General features: G+C 56.7%; 22 protein-coding genes and 1 other annotated feature. Of the genes, 8 read left to right on the top strand and 14 right to left on the bottom strand.

Going from position 1 to position 20,974, the window contains the following annotated elements; translation table 11 throughout:
* Positions 1 to 187: 187 nt before the first annotated feature.
* The 3 genes from clpB to rluD all read right to left on the bottom strand — a co-directional run bounded on the left by clpB (position 188) and on the right by rluD (position 4,599).
* Positions 188 to 2,761 (bottom strand): ATP-dependent chaperone ClpB, encoded by a 2,574-nt coding sequence (gene clpB / locus DW58_RS15915; protein ID WP_024550525.1) that lies wholly within the window; start codon positions 2,759 to 2,761, stop codon positions 188 to 190.
* Positions 2,762 to 2,890: 129 nt separating this feature from the next.
* Entirely contained in the window at positions 2,891 to 3,622 is a 732-nt protein-coding gene (yfiH, locus tag DW58_RS15910; RefSeq protein ID WP_024562450.1) for a purine nucleoside phosphorylase YfiH, read from the bottom strand.
* Positions 3,619 to 4,599 carry a 23S rRNA pseudouridine(1911/1915/1917) synthase RluD gene (rluD, locus tag DW58_RS15905; protein ID WP_024549743.1) on the bottom strand — a complete coding sequence of 327 codons (981 nt, stop codon included), beginning with the start codon at positions 4,597 to 4,599 and terminating at the stop codon, positions 3,619 to 3,621. Before rluD ends, yfiH begins: the two co-directional genes overlap by 4 nt.
* Before the next feature lie 153 nt (positions 4,600 to 4,752).
* Here rluD and bamD point away from each other — a divergent pair, with 153 nt between their 5' ends.
* The 4 genes from bamD (at position 4,753) to pheA (ending at position 7,492) form a co-directional block, all read left to right on the top strand.
* Positions 4,753 to 5,484: an outer membrane protein assembly factor BamD gene (bamD, locus tag DW58_RS15900; protein ID WP_024549742.1), complete on the top strand. Its 732-nt coding sequence runs from the start codon at positions 4,753 to 4,755 to the stop codon at positions 5,482 to 5,484.
* A gap of 258 nt (positions 5,485 to 5,742) precedes the next feature.
* Entirely contained in the window at positions 5,743 to 6,084 is a 342-nt protein-coding gene (gene raiA, locus DW58_RS15895) for a ribosome-associated translation inhibitor RaiA (protein ID WP_024549741.1), read from the top strand.
* A 97-nt stretch (positions 6,085 to 6,181) separates the two neighbouring features.
* Positions 6,182 to 6,307 (top strand) — a sequence feature (Phe leader region).
* Positions 6,183 to 6,230 carry a pheA operon leader peptide PheL gene (gene pheL / locus DW58_RS21245; protein WP_121497579.1) on the top strand — a complete coding sequence of 16 codons (48 nt, stop codon included), beginning with the start codon at positions 6,183 to 6,185 and terminating at the stop codon, positions 6,228 to 6,230. (Overlaps the previous feature by 48 nt.)
* A gap of 24 nt (positions 6,308 to 6,331) precedes the next feature.
* Positions 6,332 to 7,492, top strand: coding sequence for a bifunctional chorismate mutase/prephenate dehydratase (gene pheA, locus DW58_RS15890; RefSeq protein WP_024549740.1), 1,161 nt, complete (start codon positions 6,332 to 6,334; stop codon positions 7,490 to 7,492).
* Here pheA and DW58_RS15885 read toward each other — a convergent pair.
* The 3 genes from DW58_RS15885 to aroF form a co-directional block, all read right to left on the bottom strand.
* Entirely contained in the window at positions 7,489 to 8,361 is an 873-nt protein-coding gene (locus DW58_RS15885) for an SMP-30/gluconolactonase/LRE family protein (protein WP_024549739.1), read from the bottom strand. The two genes, pheA and DW58_RS15885, sit on opposite strands and share 4 nt — an antisense overlap.
* Positions 8,362 to 8,433: 72 nt before the next feature.
* The gene (tyrA, locus tag DW58_RS15880; protein WP_024549738.1) at positions 8,434 to 9,555 is read right to left on the bottom strand and encodes a bifunctional chorismate mutase/prephenate dehydrogenase; all 1,122 of its coding nucleotides are present in this window, start codon (positions 9,553 to 9,555) and stop codon (positions 8,434 to 8,436) included.
* A gap of 9 nt (positions 9,556 to 9,564) precedes the next feature.
* Positions 9,565 to 10,635: a 3-deoxy-7-phosphoheptulonate synthase AroF gene (gene aroF, locus DW58_RS15875; protein WP_024549737.1), complete on the bottom strand. Its 1,071-nt coding sequence runs from the start codon at positions 10,633 to 10,635 to the stop codon at positions 9,565 to 9,567.
* Between the two features lie 274 nt (positions 10,636 to 10,909).
* Here aroF and DW58_RS15870 point away from each other — a divergent pair, with 274 nt between their 5' ends.
* A complete protein-coding gene (locus DW58_RS15870; RefSeq protein ID WP_024549736.1) occupies positions 10,910 to 11,287 on the top strand; it encodes a DUF2799 domain-containing protein in 378 nt (125 codons plus the stop codon).
* A gap of 21 nt (positions 11,288 to 11,308) precedes the next feature.
* Here DW58_RS15870 and DW58_RS15865 read toward each other — a convergent pair whose 3' ends face one another.
* The 7 genes from DW58_RS15865 to ffh form a co-directional block, all read right to left on the bottom strand.
* Complete coding sequence (locus DW58_RS15865) at positions 11,309 to 12,673, bottom strand: PepSY-associated TM helix domain-containing protein (protein WP_024549735.1); 1,365 nt, start codon at positions 12,671 to 12,673, stop codon at positions 11,309 to 11,311.
* A gap of 60 nt (positions 12,674 to 12,733) precedes the next feature.
* On the bottom strand, positions 12,734 to 13,183 hold the full coding sequence (locus tag DW58_RS15860) for a DUF2946 domain-containing protein (protein ID WP_024549734.1): 450 nt from the start codon (positions 13,181 to 13,183) through the stop codon (positions 12,734 to 12,736).
* 186 nt (positions 13,184 to 13,369) lie between these two features.
* Positions 13,370 to 13,717 (bottom strand): 50S ribosomal protein L19, encoded by a 348-nt coding sequence (rplS, locus tag DW58_RS15855; protein ID WP_006178051.1) that lies wholly within the window; start codon positions 13,715 to 13,717, stop codon positions 13,370 to 13,372.
* 43 nt (positions 13,718 to 13,760) lie between these two features.
* Complete coding sequence (trmD, locus tag DW58_RS15850; RefSeq protein ID WP_024549733.1) at positions 13,761 to 14,528, bottom strand: tRNA (guanosine(37)-N1)-methyltransferase TrmD; 768 nt, start codon at positions 14,526 to 14,528, stop codon at positions 13,761 to 13,763.
* 31 nt (positions 14,529 to 14,559) lie between these two features.
* Positions 14,560 to 15,108 carry a ribosome maturation factor RimM gene (gene rimM, locus DW58_RS15845; protein ID WP_024549732.1) on the bottom strand — a complete coding sequence of 183 codons (549 nt, stop codon included), beginning with the start codon at positions 15,106 to 15,108 and terminating at the stop codon, positions 14,560 to 14,562.
* Between the two features lie 18 nt (positions 15,109 to 15,126).
* Positions 15,127 to 15,375: a 30S ribosomal protein S16 gene (gene rpsP / locus DW58_RS15840; RefSeq protein ID WP_024549731.1), complete on the bottom strand. Its 249-nt coding sequence runs from the start codon at positions 15,373 to 15,375 to the stop codon at positions 15,127 to 15,129.
* A gap of 258 nt (positions 15,376 to 15,633) precedes the next feature.
* Positions 15,634 to 16,995 (bottom strand): signal recognition particle protein, encoded by a 1,362-nt coding sequence (ffh, locus tag DW58_RS15835; RefSeq protein ID WP_024549730.1) that lies wholly within the window; start codon positions 16,993 to 16,995, stop codon positions 15,634 to 15,636.
* Between the two features lie 171 nt (positions 16,996 to 17,166).
* On the opposite strand from ffh, the gene DW58_RS15830 reads away from it, so the two are divergent.
* Entirely contained in the window at positions 17,167 to 17,958 is a 792-nt protein-coding gene (locus tag DW58_RS15830) for a cytochrome C assembly family protein (protein ID WP_024549729.1), read from the top strand.
* A 25-nt stretch (positions 17,959 to 17,983) separates the two neighbouring features.
* Entirely contained in the window at positions 17,984 to 19,270 is a 1,287-nt protein-coding gene (locus DW58_RS15825; protein ID WP_024549728.1) for an HlyC/CorC family transporter, read from the top strand.
* Between the two features lie 39 nt (positions 19,271 to 19,309).
* Here the strand turns inward: DW58_RS15825 and grpE are convergent, their stop codons facing one another.
* Positions 19,310 to 19,903: a nucleotide exchange factor GrpE gene (gene grpE / locus DW58_RS15820; RefSeq protein ID WP_024549727.1), complete on the bottom strand. Its 594-nt coding sequence runs from the start codon at positions 19,901 to 19,903 to the stop codon at positions 19,310 to 19,312.
* A 122-nt stretch (positions 19,904 to 20,025) separates the two neighbouring features.
* Here grpE and nadK point away from each other — a divergent pair, with 122 nt between their 5' ends.
* Positions 20,026 to 20,904: an NAD(+) kinase gene (gene nadK / locus DW58_RS15815; RefSeq protein ID WP_024549726.1), complete on the top strand. Its 879-nt coding sequence runs from the start codon at positions 20,026 to 20,028 to the stop codon at positions 20,902 to 20,904.
* Positions 20,905 to 20,974: the final 70 nt, after the last annotated feature.

The raw sequence follows: 20,974 nt of genomic DNA, 5'->3' as shown, positions 1-20,974 counted from the left end.
TGGCCTGTAAGCCGTTGTTCCGTGTCAGTGGAGGCGCATTATAGGGAGTTTTCGGAGGCTGACAAGAGGAAATCACAAATAATTTTTCAGTTGCTCACTTTCCAGGCGTAACGCTGAAAAATGCTACTTTCCAGCCTGGAAAAGATACAAAAACGAGCCCCGCAGGGCTCGTTTTGTCATTTCACGGTTATTGCATGGCAACAATCTGCCCGTCGTTCACCACCAGCTGTACCGTTTTCCCCGGAACCAGCTCGCCAGACAGGATCTGCTGCGCCAGCGGGTTTTCAATCTGCTGCTGAATAGCACGCTTCAACGGCCGCGCACCGTATACCGGGTCGTAACCATTTTCGCCAAGCAGCTTGAGCGCCTCATCAGAGATGGACACGCTGTAGCCCCGCTCTTCCAGACGTTTATACAACCGCTGCAGCTGGATCTGCGCAATAGAAGCAATGTGCGCCTGACCAAGCGGGTGGAACACCACGACTTCATCAATACGGTTGATGAATTCCGGACGGAAGTTCTGGCTTACCACACCCAGCACCAGATCCTTCATGTCGGCGTAGTCCAGCGCGCCAAAGCGTTCCTGAATCAGATCGGAACCCAGGTTTGAGGTCATGATCACCACGGTATTGCGGAAATCGACCGTTCTCCCCTGTCCGTCCGTCAGGCGGCCATCGTCCAGCACCTGCAGCAGGATGTTAAACACGTCCGGATGGGCTTTCTCGACTTCATCGAGCAGGATGACGGAATAAGGACGACGGCGAACCGCTTCCGTTAAATAGCCACCCTCTTCGTAGCCGACGTATCCCGGAGGCGCACCCACCAGCCGTGACACGGAGTGTTTCTCCATAAACTCCGACATATCGATACGCACCATGGCGTCGTCGCTGTCGAACATGAAGTTTGCCAGCGTTTTGCACAGCTCGGTTTTACCTACCCCGGTCGGGCCGAGGAACAGGAATGAACCAATCGGACGGTTCGGGTCAGAGAGGCCAGCACGGCTACGACGGATCGCATTGGATACCGCCTCGACGGCTTCATCCTGACCGATAACGCGGCTGTGAAGATCCTGCTCCATGCGCAGTAGTTTTTCACGTTCGCCCTCCAGCATGCGCGACACCGGAATACCGGTCCAGCGCGCCAGCACTTCTGCGATCTCAGCGTCAGTTACGCGGTTACGCAGCAGACGCATAGTTTTACCTTCGGACTGCGAGGCGGCTTCCAGCTGTTTTTCCAGTTCCGGAATTTTGCCGTACTGCAGCTCGGACATCCGCGCCAGGTCACCTACGCGCCGTGCCTGCTCGATAGCGATTTTCGCCTGTTCGAGTTCGGCTTTCAGCGTCTGGGTACCAGAGAGTGACGCTTTTTCCGCTTTCCACTCTTCTTCTAACTCAGAATACTGACGCTCTTTATCAGACAGCTCGTCGTTGAGCATCTCAAGACGTTTGATACTGGCGTCGTCAGACTCTTTCATCAGGGCCTGCTGTTCCAGCTTGAGCTGAATGATTCGGCGCTCAAGGCGATCCAGCTCTTCAGGCTTAGAGTCGATCTGCATACGAATGCTGGATGCCGCTTCGTCAATCAGGTCGATGGCTTTGTCCGGCAGCTGACGATCGGAGATATAACGATGCGACAGCATGGCGGCGGCAACAATCGCCGGGTCGGTGATCTGCACATGGTGATGCAGCTCATAGCGCTCTTTCAGGCCGCGCAGAATCGCGATGGTGTCTTCGACAGACGGCTCATCGACCAGCACTTTCTGGAAGCGACGCTCCAGGGCAGCATCTTTTTCAATGTACTGACGGTACTCATCGAGGGTGGTCGCCCCTACGCAGTGCAGTTCCCCGCGAGCAAGCGCCGGTTTTAACATGTTCCCGGCATCCATCGCGCCATCGGCTTTCCCAGCGCCCACCATGGTATGCAGCTCATCAATAAACAGGATGACGTTGCCTTCCTGCTTAGAGAGATCGTTCAGTACGCCTTTCAGACGCTCTTCGAACTCACCGCGGTATTTCGCCCCGGCCACCAGCGCGCCCATATCGAGAGCCAGTACGCGACGACCTTTCAGCCCTTCCGGTACTTCCCCGTTGATGATGCGCTGGGCGAGACCTTCCACAATCGCAGTTTTACCCACGCCAGGTTCACCGATCAGCACCGGGTTATTTTTGGTACGCCGTTGCAGTACCTGAATAGTGCGGCGAATCTCTTCATCACGGCCAATCACCGGGTCGAGTTTGCCCTGCTCGGCACGCTCGGTCAGATCGATGGTGTATTTTTTCAGTGCCTGCCGCTGATCTTCAGCGCCCTGGTCGTTCACGCTATCCCCTCCCCTCATCTGTTCAATTGCCTGCGTGATGTTGGCGGTGGTGGCCCCTGCGGATTTCAGAAGGTCGGTCAGGGTGCCGCGTGATTCAAGCGCCGCCAGAACAAACAGTTCGGACGAAATAAAATTGTCGCCGCGTTTTTGCGCCAGCTTGTCGCACAGGTTAAGGACGCGGACCAGGTCCTGCGACGGCTGAACGTCGCCGCCTGTGCCTTCCACCTGAGGTAAACGGCTGAGCGCCTGCTCAACAGCAGTACGCAGCTGGCCGGCATTGATGCCGGCTGACGTTAATAAAGGACGTACCGAACCGCCTTCCTGATTAAGCAGGGCGCTCATAAGATGAAGTGGTTCGATGAATTGGTTGTCTTGCCCCAGCGCGAGAGACTGAGCGTCGGCAAGAGCAAGCTGGAATTTGTTGGTAAGACGATCCAGACGCATAACTCCTCCCATAACAGGTCAAAATTGCTACTGGAGATTAAATGAGGTCATCCCTCGATTATTCAAGGTTTGAGACCTGAATTATGTGTACGGGGAGTTACCCGTACTGGATCGTCTTGATTCTCTAGGTTATATCAGCCAAATGAAACTTGCCAGGCGGCCTGTGGTTCTGTCCCGGCGCCAGGAGAAAAATTCATCCGGCTCGCTGTAGGTGCAGCGGTCGCCGCCGTAAAGCTGCGTGACGCCGACATTGCCCAGACGCTGACGCGCCAGCTCGAAGAGATTGGCCATGTACTTCTCGCCCTTCGGCACAAACGCGCTCACGGCTTGTGCATCACGCGCCATAAAGGCCTCACGCACTTCTGCGCCCACCTCGAAGGCAGTTGGGCCAATGGCAGGGCCCATCCAGGCGATGATATTTTCCGGGGCGTCGCTAAAGCTGGCAACCGTCTCTTCGAGTACGCCATCGCACAGCCCGCGCCAGCCAGCATGGGCAGCGGCGACTTCGGTGCCGGCTTTATTACAAAACAGCACCGGTAAACAATCCGCCGTCATGACGGCGCAGACAGTCCTGCGCTGATTGGTCCAGGCGGCATCGGCGCGCTTAGACGCCGGCAGTTCGCCGGTCAGCTTCAGAATGTCGTGGCCATGAACCTGCTCCAGCCATACCGGCTGCTGCGGAAAGCCCGCCGCCTGATAGAAGCGCGCACGGTTTTCATCGACATCCCCCTGATTGTCACCGCAGTGCGCCCCTAGATTCAGTGAGTCATAGGGTGCCTGGCTTACGCCGCCGATCCGCGTTGAGCTGCAGGCGCGAACGCCCGGCGGTAAAGGCCATTGCGGAACAATCAGTTTGGTCATAGCCAGTCCACGCTCTCTTTATGCTCTTCGTAATCGGCGCGCAGCGCGTCGATCAGTTCCACCATGTCCTGCGGGATAGGGGCATTCCACTCCATCAGGATACCGCTGATAGGGTGATAGAGCCGCAGCATCGTGGCGTGCAATGCCTGACGATCGAACTTACGCAGCGCCTGAATAAAGGCTTCGGACGCCCCCTTCGGTGGACGCGGACGGCCACCGTAGAGCTGATCGCCCACCAGCGGGTGGGTAATGTGCGCCATGTGAACGCGGATCTGGTGCGTGCGACCGGTTTCCAGACGCAGACGCAGGCGGGTATGGATACGGAAATGCTCCATAATCCGATAGTGCGTCACCGCCGGTTTACCCATCGGGTGTACGGACATATGGGTGCGCTTCGTCGGATGGCGGCTGATAGGCTGCTCCACCGTGCCACCGGCCGTCATATGGCCAATCGCTACCGCTTCATACTCACGGGTAATCTCGCGCAGCTGCAGCGCCTCTACCAGACGCGTTTGCGCCGGGACGGTTTTCGCCACCACCATCAGCCCCGTGGTGTCTTTATCGAGACGGTGGACGATACCGGCACGCGGGACGTCTACGATCGGCGGATAGTAGTGCAGCAGCGCGTTAAGCACGGTGCCATCCGGGTTACCGGCGCCAGGGTGCACCACCAGGTCACGCGGTTTGTTGATAACGATAATGTCGTCATCTTCGTAGACGATATTCAGCGGAATATCCTGGGGCTCGAAGCGTGCGTCCTCTTCGATTTCGGCATTAATGGCGACACGCTCGCCGCCGAAGACTTTCTCCTTTGGCGTGCTGCTGACGACGCCGTTTACCAGTACGCACTGGCCAAGGATCCACTCTTTTATGCGTGAGCGTGAATAATCAGGGAACAATTCGGCCAAAGCCTGATCTAAGCGTTGACCGAGTTGATTCTCGGACACCGTTGCGGTGAGTTGTACTCGTTGTGCCATATACAGCTTCTTCGTTAACGTTGGGTTTTACGGCTTAGCCGTATAATATGTGCCTTGAAGTATGACGGGCATAGTGTGCTATTGTAGCTGGTCTTAATCGGGAGCAGGAACAGGTAAGTCTCCCGGAAACATTCTGAGGAAAGTCAAAACGTCATGACGCGCATGAAATATTTGTTGGCAGCCGCCACGTTGAGCCTGGCTTTGGCGGGCTGCTCCGGTTCTAAGGACGAGGTTCCTGATAATCCGCCCTCTGAAATCTACGCGACTGCTCAGCAAAAACTCCAGGACGGTAACTGGAAAGCAGCAATAACGCAACTGGAAGCGTTGGATAACCGCTATCCGTTTGGGCCGTACTCGCAGCAGGTGCAGCTGGATCTGATCTACGCATACTACAAAAATGCCGATCTGCCGCTGGCTCAGGCCGCCATTGACCGCTTTATGCGCTTGAATCCGACTCACCCGAATATCGATTATGTCATCTACATGCGTGGTCTGACTAACATGGCGCTGGACGATAGCGCCCTGCAGGGCTTCTTCGGCGTGGACCGCAGCGACCGCGATCCGCAGCGCGCGCGTGAAGCCTTCAACGACTTCTCAAAACTGGTTCGCGGCTACCCGAACAGCCAGTACGCTACCGATGCCTCCAAACGCCTGGTGTTCCTGAAAGATCGTCTGGCGAAGTATGAGCTGTCGGTCGCGCAGTATTATACCGACCGTGGCGCGTGGGTGGCGGTGACCAACCGTGTAGAAGGCATGCTGCGCAACTACCCGGATACCCAGGCAACGCGTGATGGCCTGGTGCTTATGGAAAACGCCTACCGCGAGCTGCAATTGAATGCGCAGGCGGACAAAGTGGCGAAGATTATTGCCGCTAACCCAAGCTGAATGACGTTCTGATATGCAAACGGCAGCCAGTGGCTGCCGTTTTTTTATGCGTGTTGTACGTCGCTGCACTCAGCGCAACCCATCAACTATGGCCTGCTTTTGCATAAGGCTCAAGGGATATCTGCCCTCTTACTGTCCTGACTCACAAAAAGATTTCATTGACAAAAAGTGACGAAAAATCGTGATTTCAATCACGCATTTTGACATTTTTGGCGTTATGCTGAAGTTACCAAGACGGAAAGACGAGAGGTAACATTTATGACAATGAACATTACCAGCAAGCAAATGGACATCACTCCGGCAATTCGCCAACATGTCGCAGACCGTCTCGCCAAGCTCGAAAAATGGCAAACTCAGCTTATCAACCCGCATATCATTCTCTCTAAAGAACCGCAGGGCTTTGTGGCCGATGCGACTATCAGCACGCCGAACGGGCAGCTGGTCGCCAGCGCCAAACATGATGATATGTACGTCGCCATCAATGAGCTGATCACTAAACTGGAGCGCCAGCTTAATAAAGTTCAGCATAAGGGCGAAGCTCGCCGGGCTACCGGCTCCGTGAAAGACGTGAGCTACGCTGAGGAAGAAGAGGAAGAATAATCCCCCCTCTTTCTACAACGCGCCTACGGGCGCGTTTTTTATTGACACCATCAAAAGCCTGCGGGTACTTTATCTTCTCTATCCAACCGGAAGTCCCAATGAAACTACTACCGTTTTTCTTCGCATTCTTTTTTACCTTCCCCTGAATGGGAGGCGAGTCGTCATGTGATAAAGAATGCGAAGACGAACATCAAAGCCTCCCAGACCGGGAGGCTTTTTTATTGATAACAAGAAAAAAGGTGGCGTTATGACAACGGAAAACCCGTTACTGGCCCTGCGTGAGAAAATCAGCGCGCTGGACGAAAAACTATTGATGCTGCTGGCTGAACGCCGTCAGCTCGCCGTTGAAGTCGGTAAAGCGAAACTGACCACCCATCGCCCGGTGCGCGATATCGATCGCGAGCGCGACCTGCTGGACCGCCTGATTCAGCTCGGCCAGAAGCAGCATCTGGATGCGCACTACATCACCCGCCTGTTTCAGCTGATCATTGAAGATTCAGTTCTGACGCAGCAGGCGCTGCTCCAGCAGCACCTAAACAAAACCAATCCTCATTCCGCGCGCGTTGCGTTCCTGGGCCCGAAAGGCTCCTATTCGCATCTGGCGGCACGTCAGTACGCGGCGCGCCACTTCGATGCCTTTATCGAGAGCGGCTGCGCGAAGTTTCAGGATATTTTCCAGCAGGTGGAGACCGGCCAGGCGGATTACGCGGTGGTGCCTATCGAAAACACCAGCTCCGGCGCCATCAACGACGTTTACGATCTGCTGCAGCACACCAGCCTGTCGATTGTCAGCGAGCTGACAATCCCGATTGACCACTGCGTACTGGTCGCTACCTCTACTACGCTGGATGACATCACCACGGTCTACAGCCACCCGCAGCCGTTCCAGCAGTGCAGCCAGTTTATTAATCGCTACCCGCACTGGAAAATTGAATACTGCGAAAGCACCTCCGCCGCGATGGAAAAAGTGGCTGAAGCAAATTCGCCGCACGTTGCGGCACTCGGCAACGAGGCGGGCGGTGGGCTGTACGGCCTGCAGGTGCTGGAGCGCAATCTGGCGAACCAGACCCAGAACATCACCCGGTTTATCGTTCTGGCCCGCAAAGCCATCGACGTTTCCGATCAGGTTCCGGCCAAAACCACCCTGCTGATGGCTACCGGCCAACAGGCGGGCGCGCTGGTGGAAGCGCTGCTGGTGCTGCGCAACCACAATCTGATCATGACCAAACTGGAGTCACGTCCGATCAACGGCAACCCGTGGGAAGAGATGTTTTATCTCGATATCCAGGCCAACCTGGAGTCCACCAGCATGCAGGCCGCCCTGCGCGAACTGACGGCCATTACCCGCTCCCTGAAAGTGCTGGGCTGTTACCCGAGCGAAAACGTGGTGCCGGTCGACCCGGCTTAAGCCTCGCGAAACGGCGGCTTCTTCATCCCTGCTACTGCCACCGGCAGGGTGAAGATGGCACCGGAGAGCGGCCGGGCTTTCAGCTCCTCTTCATCCATGTTTTCCCGCGTGGTGGTGATATACAGCGTTTTCATATCCTTGCCACCAAAACACACCATTGTCGGGCAGCGTACCGGCAGCGTGTAGCTCTCCAGCTCCTCGCCCTGCGGCGAAAAGCGCGCCACGCGATAGCCATCAAACAGCGCGCTCCAGTAGCAGCCCTCCTCATCCATGGCTGCACCGTCCGGGCTTCCCTCGCCCTCGTCAAAGGCTTTGAACAGCGTACGCGCCCCTGGCTCGCCGTCTTCATTAAGCGGCGTGCGCCAGATAACGCTATTGGGCGTATCGGAGGTATACATCCAGCGCCCGTCAGGGCTGAAGGCCAGGCCGTTCGCACCGAGAATGTCGCACTGGATAACGTGCGGGGTCAGATCGTTGTCGACCCGCACCAGCAGGGCGCCGTTATAGTCACCCGGCCCCCAGAAGGTGCCGGCGTAGAAGCGCCCGCGGTGATCGGTACCGCCGTCGTTAAAGCGCGCCAGCGCCGGGTTGCTCGGGTTATCGCACACTTTTTTCACCAGCGTACCCTGCTCATCCGCGAGCCAGATGGCGTTACGCATCGCGACGATAAAGCCCCCCTCTTCGCGCAGCGCAAAGCAGCCTACCTCTTCCGGGAAACGCAGCACGCGGTGCTCACCGCTTTCCGGATGGAAGCGATGAATCTCGCCTTCAAGAATATCGGCCCACCAGAGCGCCTGCTCTTCTTCCTGCCACACCGGGCACTCCGGCAGATGGCCGGTGTAATCAAATAACGGTTGAGGTTCAGCCATGTTCACGCTCCTGTTACGAAAAAAAAGCCAGCGGGATAACCCACTGGCTTTTCAGTATATCTCGCCTCAGCATTACTGCCGGATATCGTTCGCCTGATGCAGCAGGGAGCGGCTTTCGCTCTGGAAACGCGTCGCGTAGTCGCCAAACCAGTGTTCAACTTTGCGAAAGCTGCTGATGAACGCCTGCTTGTCACTCTGCTCCAGCAGCGCGATAGCCTCGCCGAAACGCGTGTAGTAACGCTTAATCAGCGCCAGGTTGTCGCCGGACGACATAATAATGTCGGCGTAAAGCTGTGGATCCTGGGCAAACAGTCGGCCCACCATCGCCAGCTCAAGGCGGTAGATCGGTGATGAGAGCGCCAGCAGCTGTTCAAGCTGCACGTTTTCTTCTGCCAGATGCAGGCCATAGGCAAAGGTGGCGAAGTGGCGCAGCGCCTGAATAAACGCCATATTCTGATCGTGCTCGACCGCGCTGATGCGGTGCAGCCGTGCGCCCCATACCTGAATCTGCTCCAGCAGCCACTGATAGGCCTGGGGCTCGCGTCCGTCGCAGTAAACCACCACCTGTTTCGCCAGGCTGCCGCTGTCCGGACCGAACATCGGGTGTAACCCCAGCACCGGCCCGCTGTGCGCGTTCAGCATCGCCTGCAACGGCCCGCTTTTCACCGACGCCAGATCCACCAGAATACAGTCAGACGGCAGCGGAGGCAGCGCGGCGATAACCTCTTCGGTCACATGAATCGGCACGCTGACAATCACCATGCCCGCATCCTGCAACAGCGCAGGCGCGTTATCCCAGTCGGCTTTTTCGAGGATACGCACCTGATAGCCCGACAGCGTCAGCATCTTCTCGAACAGCCGCCCCATCTGGCCGCCGCCGCCGACGATCACCACCGGGCGCAGCGACGGATGCAGGGTTTTGAAGCCTTTATCGTTCTCGCTGGAGTAGGATTCACGCATCACGCGGCGCAGCACGTCTTCAATCAGATCCGGCGGTACACCGAGCTTTTCGGCCTCGGCACGCCGGGATGCCAGCATCGACGCCTCGCGTTCCGGGACGTAAATCGGCAACCCATGCTGGCTTTTCACCTCGCCCACTTCTGCTACCAGCGCCAGCCGTTTCGCCAGCAGATCCAGCAGCGCCTTATCCACGTCGTCAATTTGATCGCGCAGGGCGGTCAGTTCTGCAACCATGTTTGCCTCTTATGCGCCACGCGCCGACAGCGCGTTTTTAAGATCCTGATGAAGCTCGCTCAACAACGCTTCGGTGGTTTCCCAACTAATGCAGGCATCGGTCACCGACACGCCGTACTTCATGGCGCTGCGCGGCTGCTCGGAAGACTGGTTGCCCTCATGCAGATGGCTTTCAATCATCAGCCCGATAATCGAGCGGTTGCCGTCCTTGATCTGGGCGACCACCGATTCGGCTACCGCAGGCTGACGGCGGTAATCTTTATTGGAGTTGCCGTGGCTGCAATCCACCATCAGCGCCGGGCGCAGGCCCGCCTGCTGCATCTCCTGCTCGCACTGTGCGACGTCTGCCGGACTGTAGTTTGGTGCTTTGCCGCCGCGCAGGATCACGTGCCCATCCGGGTTACCCTGCGTTTGCAGCAGGCAGACCTGGCCTGCCTGGTTGATGCCGACAAAGCGGTGCGGCATCGCCGCGGCGCGCATGGCGTTGATTGCCGTAGCAAGGCTGCCGTCAGTACCGTTTTTGAAGCCAACCGGCATCGACAGGCCAGACGCCATTTCACGGTGGGTCTGGGATTCGGTGGTGCGTGCGCCAATAGCAGACCAGCTAAAGAGATCGCCCAGGTACTGCGGGCTGTTCGGATCGAGCGCTTCGGTCGCCAGCGGCAGACCCATGTTCACCAGCTCCACCAGCAGCTGACGGGCAATTTTCAGCCCGGCTTCCACATCAAACGAGCCATCCATGTGCGGATCGTTAATCAGCCCTTTCCAGCCCACGGTGGTACGTGGCTTTTCAAAATAGACGCGCATTACAAGGTAGAGACTATCGCTGACCTGTTCAGACAGGGTTTTAAAACGACGAGCATATTCAATCGCAGCTTCGGGATCGTGGATCGAGCAGGGTCCACATACCACCAGCAGACGCGGATCGCGACCGGCAATAATATTGGAAATGGTCTGGCGCGACTCCGCGATCTGCGCCTGCTGCGCGTCGCTGAGCGGGAATTCGGCTTTAAGCTGCTCGGGGGTGATCAGAATATGTTCGTCGGCGATATGTACGTTGTTCAGCGCGTCTTTTTGCATGATGGCGATCCTCGGTCTGCTCGTTTGCGATAGTCATTCCTTACGGAAGAAACCTCACAATATCATACGTGGTAAACATTTCAATCCAAAATACGTACACTTATATTTACACAGCATTCTTTAAATGCTGATTTGGCATATAATTCGGTTTAATTCGTAAAGATAAATGTACATAACACTGCGATGACGCCGTTGTGTAGCGCACCGCTGGGTAAAGTCCGGTGGGATTACTATCCTGTAAGTAACAATGAAAAAACAGCAAGGAAACGCACGTATGCCCCGTATTCTGGTTTTCGCTCTGCTTTTCGCCCTTGCCGGGTGTCAGCTTGACTCCACGGCGCACGCCCCGACCCCAGGCAAGACCAACTGGCAGCAGGTTGGTTTTGAAGATGCGGTATCCGGTGCGGTCGCCAAAGACAGCAGCACGCTGGCCGCCAACTATAACGCGGTAAAACCGAACCGGGAGGCTTATCTGAAAGGCTACGCCAGCGGCCAGCAGAAAATCTGCCGCCCTGACTTTTTGTACACCTGGGGCGTGAACGGCAAACTGTTCCCGGCCAGCTGTGATGCCGTTGACCAGGCGACGCAGCTGCGCGCCGCGTGGCAACGCGGGATGGATCAGGGCGCACATGACGCCCTGATCAACCGCTAGCGCGCCGGATGGTGCGTACGCTTAGTGGGAAGGGGCGTGCGTTGTCCGGCCGCTACGCCAGCGCACTACGTCGATGATAAAGAACAGCACCATGCTGATGCCCATCACCGGCAGAGCAATCCCCAGCGCAACGGCAATAACGAGCGTCAGAACTTTACCGCCCGCGCCCAGCCCCTGCCATGCTTCGGTCAGGGTCTGCGCCGGGCTGGTCGTTGCTCCGGCAGGACGCCTCATCCACCACATCCGATAACCCGCCACGATCGTTACGCACAGCGCCAGGCCGAACGCGATCAGCAGCAACTGATTCGGCAGACCGAACAGCACGCCCATATGCAGATCGACACCCCAGCGGGTCAACTTCGCCATCAGCGGGAAGGTGGCAAAGTTCACTTTATCCACCACCTGCAGGGAATCGCCGTCTACCGCCACCGCATCGACCTGCGTTGGCCAGCGACGGTCAATCTCCGTTACCGTCCACGCCTTGCCTGCTTCGCGCGGCGGGCGGATCTCCAGCATGCCGGCATTGATACCTGCCTGACGCGCGGCGGCCAGCACACCATCGAACTGCGTCGCTTCGATGTGCAGCGCTGGCATCGTCATGTGGTCATGGTCCATGCGGTGCTCCGCGTGAGGGTTGTGCTCCTCGGCAGAACTGCCGTGCAGCGCCGTGTTGACCTGAGGGGTAAGCCAGCCAAACGCGCTGCGTAATGTATCCACGTTCCCCCCTGCCCACTGCGACCAGGTGAGACCGGTAGCCGAAAACAGCAGCATGCCGGCCAGCAGCACCCAGCCTAGGGTCGCGTGCAGGCGACGCGTGTTCTGAAAGCGGTTCTTTATCACCCGACGCGGGCGCGTCATCCACCACAGCACAATTCCGCCCAGCGCCGCGACCCACATCCAGGAGGCAGCCAGCTCGCTGTAGAGGCGACCCGGATCGCCCAGCAGCAGCGAGCGGTGCAGATAGTCAATCCACTGACGCAGCGGCAGGATACCGCTGGTGCCATACACCGTCATATCGCCGCGCACCTCGAGCGTTATCGGGTCGATAAAAATTGCCCGGTTCTCTGACGCGTCCAGGGTGGGATCGGCGTACATCACGCGCGTGGTCTCCCCCGCGCTGGCCGCCGGACGAACCGCATGCAGACGCAGATGCCCGCCGGTGACCTGTTGCGCCACGTCGATCTGCTCCGCCAGCGGGTGCGGCTCACCACGGGCATCGCTGAACAGCGCCCGACCGTAGATAAGGTTTTCCAGCTGGGGCGTTGCCACGTACAGGGTGCCGGAAAGCGCGGCGATGAAAATAAACGGGCCGACAAACAGGCCAATATAAAAATGAAAGCGTCGCAGCAGGGTTAACCACGCCTGACGCGAAGTGCAGATAGCCATACTTTTTCTCTTCACGAATGAACGTTAACGCGTCGCGCCAGGGCGCAACGATTTTAGGGGTTAGCAGAGTGAAAAAGCAGACGGACGCGGCGGCGCGCGGGTATGAGGATAAAGCCAGGGAATGAACAGCCAGATCGAGAGGGTCGGCGCCACGGGCGCGATGCGCTGTAGCCGCAGCGAGCCGCCCAGCATCACGACCGCCAGCGTCAGCAGACCTGGCATATGGGTAAGCAGCACGCAATATCCGCAGGCTCCCGCGTGCTCCATCAGCATCAGGGCATCCTGATGCTGCTGACTGAGCGTTGGCTGCTGCGTGGCGTGATGGCCCATGCCCTCATGATGCACGTGCTGCTCCGGCATCATCATGCCGGGCATATCGTGGTGCATCATCTGCACCGGGGAGTGGGAGGCCAGCTGAAGCGTTATGGACACCAGCGGCGCGAACACGATAAGCAGCATGGCGAAAAGCGCCAGCCGTGCTGCTTTGAGTGTCGATTTACGCGGCGTCATGGTGTCTTACCGATCCGGAAAAGAAGGCGTGTCGGCATTGTAACGGATTTGTTGGCGCAGGGTTATGGCGGATTGAACGCGGACGGCGTTTTTTACACTGGGCTTTACCGGCGAACCAGAAGCCCGAGCATAAAAAAAGCCTGGCAAATGCCAGGCTTTTTCATTGGGATGTCGCGAAAGCGAATCTTAGTTAAGACGCTCTTTGATACGAGCAGACTTACCGGTGCGCTCACGCAGGTAGTACAGTTTAGCTTTACGTACAGCACCACGACGTTTAACAGCAATGCTGTCAACTACCGGAGAGTGAGTCTGGAAGACACGCTCAACGCCTTCGCCGTTGGAGATTTTGCGAACAGTGAATGCAGAGTGCAGACCGCGGTTACGAATAGCGATAACCACGCCCTCGAATGCCTGCAGACGTTTTTTGGAACCTTCAACAACCCATACTTTCACTTCCACGGTATCACCCGGACGGAAGGAAGGTACGTCCTGCTTCATCTGCTCTTGTTCAATTTGCTTGATAATGTTGCTCATAATTTAATCTCTTATCCTGGGTAAACTGATTATCGGGCGCGTTCTACGCTTGCCCGTCATGTTTATGTTGCTGTTGTGCGTGTTCTTTTTTGAACTCCGCCAGCAACTTTGCTTGCTCTTCAGTCAGAGCCAGGTTTTCCAGAAGTTCAGGTCTTCTAAGCCAGGTTCGGCCCAGTTGCTGTTTCAGACGCCAGCGGCGAATCTCAGCATGGTTGCCCGACAACAACACCGCCGGTACTTCCATCCCCTCTAACACTTCAGGACGGGTATAGTGAGGACAATCGAGCAATCCATCCGCAAACGAATCTTCGGTTGCGGAAGCTTCGTGGCCCAGTACGCCCGGAATAAACCGGGAAACCGAGTCAATCAGCGTCATTGCCGGTAGCTCACCACCGCTGAGTACGTAATCGCCGATTGACCATTCTTCGTCAATTTCGGTTTGGATTACGCGCTCATCTATCCCTTCGTAACGGCCGCAGACCAGAATTAACTTCTGATGTGCCGCCAGTTCACTGACGCCCGCTTGATCAAGCTTGCGTCCCTGAGGTGAAAGATAGACCACCTTCGCGCCTTCGCCAGCAGCGGCTTTCGCTGCATGAATGGCATCCCGTAAAGGTTGCACCATCATCAGCATCCCCGGTCCGCCGCCGTAAGGACGTTCGTCCACGGTACGGTGCCGATCGTGAGCGAAATCGCGAGGACTCCAGCTCTGGATGCTTAGCAGGCCATTTTTAACTGCCCGGCCAGTTACCCCGTAATCGGTAATTGCGCGGAACATCTCAGGAAACAGGCTGATTATGCCAATCCACATAGTGCCGTTTCTTACCGTATTATCCGGAGGTTCAAAAACCAGGATCCCAATCTACTTCAATGGTTTGAGTAGCGAGATCGACTTTCTTGATAACCTGCCCATCGAGGAACGGAACCAGCCGCTCCTTGATACCAAACGCATCTTTCAGGTTTGCCTTGATGACGAGAACGTCATTCGACCCGGTTTCCATCATATCGACGACTTTACCGAGGCTGTACCCTTCCGTTGTGACTACCTGGCAACCGATAAGGTCTTTCCAGTAGTAGTCGCCCGCGTCCAGGTCCGGCAACTGCGAGGAATCAACCATAATTTCGCAATTATTAAGCTGATTCGCGGCATCACGGTCATCAATGCCTTTCAGCTTGATAACGATGTCCTGATTGTGGTGACGCCAGCTTTCCAGCTCGACGGTTTCCCACTTACCGGCCTTCTGGATAAACCAGGGCTGGTAATCAAAAATGCTTTCGGCGTCTTCAGTGGAGGAAAACACTCTGAGCCAACCACGGATACCGTAGGTGGAGCCCATTTTTCCCAATACGATTGGGTCAACAGGAACCTGCGCGGCGAGTTGCTTGCTCATCATGACCACCGTGACAGATTAAGCTGCTTTCTGTGCTGCTTTGATCAGCGTTGCAACGCGATCGGAGATAGTTGCGCCCTGGCCAACCCAGTGAGCGATACGATCCAGATCCAGGCGGGTGCCTTCTTCTTTCTCGTTTGCCAGCGGGTTAAAGAAGCCAACGCGCTCAATGAAGCGACCGTTGCGTGCATTACGGCTATCAGTAACGACAACCTGGTAGAACGGACGCTTTTTAGCGCCGTGACGAGCTAAACGAATAGTTACCATAACATCCTCTTGTGTGAATAAAACACCGGGCCCCATCGAGGAACGGAGCCCGGTGTCATATTAAAAGCCCGAAAATTTTACTGATTTCTGGGGAAAAAGCAATCTACATATAGCAACAGAGGACAATCAGGCGTCTATCGTTGCAGCCAGTTTCGTCACGGCGTGCGCGCAGGAAGCGGAGCGTACACGTAGTACGTGAGCATTCCGAGCACACCCCGGGGCGAAAATGGCAAATAAGATAGCCTGATTTTTCTCTGTTTAGCGGCCAGGGAAGCCTGGCGGCATCATCCCTTTCATCCCACGCATCATCTTCGCCATCCCGCCCTTCTTCATCTTCTTCATCATGCGCTGCATGTCGTCGAACTGTTTCAGAAGGCGGTTAACGTCCTGCACCTGCATACCGCAGCCCATGGCGATGCGGCGTTTGCGGGAGCCTTTGATGATTTCCGGCTTCGCGCGCTCTTTCAGGGTCATGGAGTTGATGATCGCTTCCATGCGCACCAGCACTTTGTCATCCATCTGGGATTTGACGTTGTCCGGGATCTGCCCCATGCCCGGCAGCTTGCCCATCAGGCTCGCCATGCCGCCCATGTTTTTCATCTGCTTGAGCTGATCAAGGAAGTCATTGAGGTCGAAGCCGTCACCTTTTTTCAGCTTGGTCGCCAGCTTTTCAGCCTGCGCGCGGTCAACCTTGCTTTCGATATCTTCGATGAGCGACAGCACGTCGCCCATGCCGAGAATACGCGACGCGATACGATCCGGGTGGAACGGCTCCAGCGCCTCGGTTTTCTCGCCGACGCCGAGGAATTTAATCGGCTTGCCGGTGATGTTGCGAATCGAGAGCGCCGCACCGCCGCGGGCGTCGCCGTCCACTTTGGTCAGCACCACGCCGGTCAGCGGCAGCGCTTCGTTGAAGGCTTTCGCGGTATTCGCGGCGTCCTGACCGGTCATGGCGTCAACCACAAACAGGGTTTCTACCGGCTTAATCGCGGCATGAACCTGTTTGATCTCGTCCATCATCGCTTCGTCTACGTGCAGACGACCGGCGGTATCCACCAGCAGCACGTCGTAGAACTTCAGCTTCGCTTCTTTCAGCGCCGCGTTAACGATGTCGATCGGCTTCTGGCCAACGTCAGACGGGAAGAAATCGACCCCCACCTGCTGCGCCAGGGTTTCCAGCTGCTTGATGGCCGCCGGGCGGTAAACGTCCGCCGACACCACCATGACTTTTTTCTTGTGCTTCTCGCGCAGGAACTTACCCAGCTTACCGACGCTGGTGGTTTTACCGGCACCCTGCAGGCCCGCCATCAGCACCACGGCCGGCGGCTGTGCGGCCAGGTTGAGGCTCTGGTTCTCCTCACCCATCGCGCTGACCAGCTCGCTGCGCACGATTTTGACGAACTCCTGACCTGGCGTCAGGCTTTTATTCACTTCATGACCAACCGCTTTCTCTTTTACGCGGTTGATGAAATCACGCACGACCGGCAGCGCAACGTCCGCTTCGAGCAGCGCCATGCGCACTTCGCGCAGCGTCTCTTTGATGTTGTCTTCGGTTAAGCGCCCGCGGCCGCTGATGTTGCGCAGCGAGCGCGACAAACGATCGGTTAAATTATCAAACATGGTGTCTTTGCCTGAGGTTGTCACTTAAGGCCGCCGCAGCGACATCTGGAGAATAATGGGCCGGAGTATAACATGAAGCCGCTGTTATGCGATGTAAGCAACGGTTGGAGCACGCCGCGCCTGGCGCTATACTGCTTCTCTTTCTCAATTGCCAACCATCGACACTACACTATGCCTGTTTTTGCACTGCTCGCGCTCGTTGCCTACTCCATCAGCCTGGCGCTGATCGTCCCCGGCCTGCTGACAAAGAACAGTTCATGGCGCCGTATGGCAATCCTGTCGGCGGTTATTGCGCTTATCTGTCACGGCGTGGCGCTGGAAGCCCGTATCTTCCCGGACAACGACAGCGGCCAGAACCTGAGCCTGCTGAACGTCGGCTCGCTGGTGAGCCTGATGATATGCGCCGTGATGACCTTCGTCGCGTCGCACAATCGCGGCTGGCTGCTGCTGCCTATCGTCTACTCGTTTGCCCTGATTAACCTCGCCCTCGCCGCGTTTGTGCCGAATGAGTACATCACGCATCTGGAAAACGCCCCGGGCATGATGGTGCATATCGGGCTGTCGCTATTCTCCTACGCCACGCTGATCATCGCCGCACTGTATGCTCTGCAGCTGGCGTGGATTGACTATCAGCTCAAAAACAAGCGGCTGATGTTTACCAGCGAAATGCCGCCGCTGATGGGTATAGAGCGCAAAATGTTCCACATTACGCAGGTCGGTGTGGTATTGCTGACCCTGACGCTCTGCACCGGGCTGTTCTACATGCATAATCTGTTCAGTTCAGAAAATATCGACAAGGCCGTGCTCTCCATCATCGCCTGGTTTGTCTATATTGTTCTGCTCTGGGGCCACTATCATGAAGGCTGGCGCGGCCGCCGGGTGGTCTGGTTCAACGTCGCAGGAGCCCTGCTACTGACGCTGGCCTATTTTGGCAGCCGCATCATTCAGGACGTTATTCGCTAGCCCTCACTCTTCACAGGACGCACTTTTGGAACACATCTCAACCACCACGCTGATTATCTCGCTGATCGTCATGGTGGTGGTCTCGGCTTACTTCTCCGGTTCCGAAACCGGCATGATGACCCTCAACCGCTATCGACTGCGCCATATGGCGAAACAGGGCAACCGCGCCGCCCGTCGCGTCGAAAAGCTGCTGCGTAAGCCGGATCGCCTTATCAGCCTGGTTCTGATCGGCAACAACCTCGTCAATATTCTCGCCTCCGCTATCGCCACCATCGTGGGCATGCGGCTCTACGGCAATGCCGGCGTCGCCATCGCCACCGGTATCCTCACCTTTGTGGTGCTGGTGTTTGCGGAAGTACTGCCGAAAACCATCGCCGCGCTCTATCCGGAAAAGGTCGCCTTCCCCAGCAGCGTCCTGCTCGGCCCGCTGCAAATTCTGATGATGCCGCTGGTCTGGCTGCTCAATACTGTGACGCGCCTGCTGATGCGGCTTGGCGGCATTAAAGTGGACAACGTGGTTAGCACCGCCCTAAGCCAGGACGAACTGCGCACGCTGGTGAACGAGTCGCGCTCGAAAATTTCACGGCGCAATCAGGACATGCTGCTATCGGTGCTCGATCTGGAAAAGGTCAGCGTTAACGACATCATGGTGCCACGCAACGAGATTGTCGGGATTGATATCAACGACGACTGGAAATCCATCGTGCGTCAGCTTACCCACTCGCCGCACGGACGCATCGTGCTGTACCGCGATTCACTGAATGATGCGATCGGTATGCTGCGCATGCGCGAGGCCTGGCGCCTGATGACCGAGCGAAACGAGTTCGCGAAAGAGACCATGCTGCGCGCCGCGGATGAAATTTATTACATCCCGGAAGGGACGCCGCTCAGCGTGCAGCTGGTGAAATTCCAGCGCAATAAGAAAAAAGTCGGGCTGGTGGTCAACGAGTATGGCGATATTCAGGGACTGGTAACCGTAGAGGACATTCTCGAAGAGATCGTCGGCGATTTCACCACCTCAATGTCGCCGGGGCTGGCGGAGGAAGTGGTGCCGCAGAATGATGGTTCGGTGCTGATTGAAGGCACGGCGAATATTCGTGAAATCAATAAAGCCTTTAACTGGCATCTGCCGGAGGACGACGCGCGTACGGTGAACGGGATGCTGCTGGAGGCGTTAGAGGAGTTTCCGCAGGCCGGCGCGCGGGTGCGCATCAACCAGTACGACATCGATATTCTCGACGTGCAGGACAATATGATTAAGCAGGTGAAGGTTATGCCGGTGACGTCGCTGCGCGAGAGCGTAGCGGAGTGAGTACTCCCCTCTCCCGCAGGAGAGGGGAACGCGAGGCGCTTACGCCTTCGCTTTTGCGACCGTCACCATCGCGGCGCGAATGGTACGGCCGTTGAGGGTGTAGCCTTTTTGCATCACGCCAAGCACGTGGTTTGGCGCAACCTCTTCAGACTCCACCATCGCGATAGCCTGATGCACGTTCGGATCGAGCGCCACGTTGGTTTCATCGATGACTTCCACACCGAACTTACGCACCACGTCCAGCATCGACTTCAGGGTCAGTTCGATCCCTTCCACCATCGGTGCCATCTCCGCGTTGGACTTGTCCGCCACTTCCAGCGCACGATCGAGGCTATCGATCACCGGCAGCAGTTCGTTGACGAACTTCTCAAGGGCAAACTTGTGCGCCTTTTCGATGTCCTGCTCGGTGCGGCGACGCAGGTTTTCCATCTCCGCTTTGATACGCAGCACGCCATCGCGCTCACGGTTCTGCGCTTCGGCAAGCTGCGCTTCAAGCACGGCAATCTGCTCATCGCGCGGATCCACCTGTGCATCGGACTCGACAGCTTCAATGGCTTCTGACGTTTCCGGCTGATCCTTAATGATTTCTTCCGGGGCTTGCCCCTCAGGCGTTTTCTGTTCTTTACTACTCATGAAATTCTCCGCGTTTTTTCGCATTCATCTCGCTGACCTGGATTATTATGGGGATCAGTTTCCGGGATTCAAGGGAAGCTGACGTTTTGCCTACATCAATCTGCACAAGGACCACCAGGAAAATGAATAATCATTTCAAGTGTATCGGTATCGTCGGTCATCCACGCCACCCTACCGCGCTCACCACACATGAAATGCTCTGGCGCTGGCTCCATGATCAGGGGTATGACGTCATCGTCGAGCAGCAAATTGCCCATGAACTTAAATTAAAGCAGGTTAAAACCGGAACCCTGGCAGAAATTGGTCAGCACGCCGATCTGGCGGTGGTGGTTGGCGGTGACGGCAACATGCTGGGCGCGGCGCGCACCCTGGCCCGCTACGATATCAAAGTCATCGGCATCAACCGCGGCAACCTCGGCTTTCTGACGGATCTCGACCCGGATAACGCCCAGCAGCAGCTTGCCGACGTGCTGGAAGGGCACTACATCGCCGAGCAGCGTTTTTTACTGGAAGCGCAGGTGTGTCAGCAGGATTGCCAGACCCGCATCAGCACCGCCATTAATGAAGTGGTGCTGCACCCGGGAAAAGTGGCGCACATGATTGAATTTGAAGTCTATATTGACGAGAAATTCGCCTTTTCCCAGCGCTCAGACGGCCTGATCATCTCCACGCCAACCGGCTCCACCGCGTATTCGCTGTCGGCCGGCGGCCCGATCCTCACCCCGTCGCTGGATGCCATTACCCTGGTGCCGATGTTTCCGCATACCCTGTCCGCGCGCCCGCTGGTGATTAACAGCAGCAGCACCATTCGCCTGCGCTTTTCACACCGCCGCAGCGACCTTGAGATAAGCTGCGACAGCCAGATTGCGCTCCCCATCCAGGAGGGCGAAGACGTTCTCATCCGCCGCTGCGACTACCATCTCAATCTTATCCACCCGAAAGATTATAATTATTTCAATACGTTAAGCTCAAAGCTTGGCTGGTCGAAAAAATTGTTCTGATTTCGTGCGAAGCCGCTTTACTGTATAAAAAACCAGATTATACTGTACGAAAATACAGTCATGTTAGTTT

Source organism: Siccibacter turicensis LMG 23730, assembly GCF_000463155.2.
GTDB classification, from domain to species: Bacteria; Pseudomonadota; Gammaproteobacteria; order Enterobacterales; family Enterobacteriaceae; genus Siccibacter; species Siccibacter turicensis.
The sequence above is the reverse complement of the archived record's forward strand: the minus strand, read 5'-3'. Positions and strand labels throughout refer to the sequence as shown.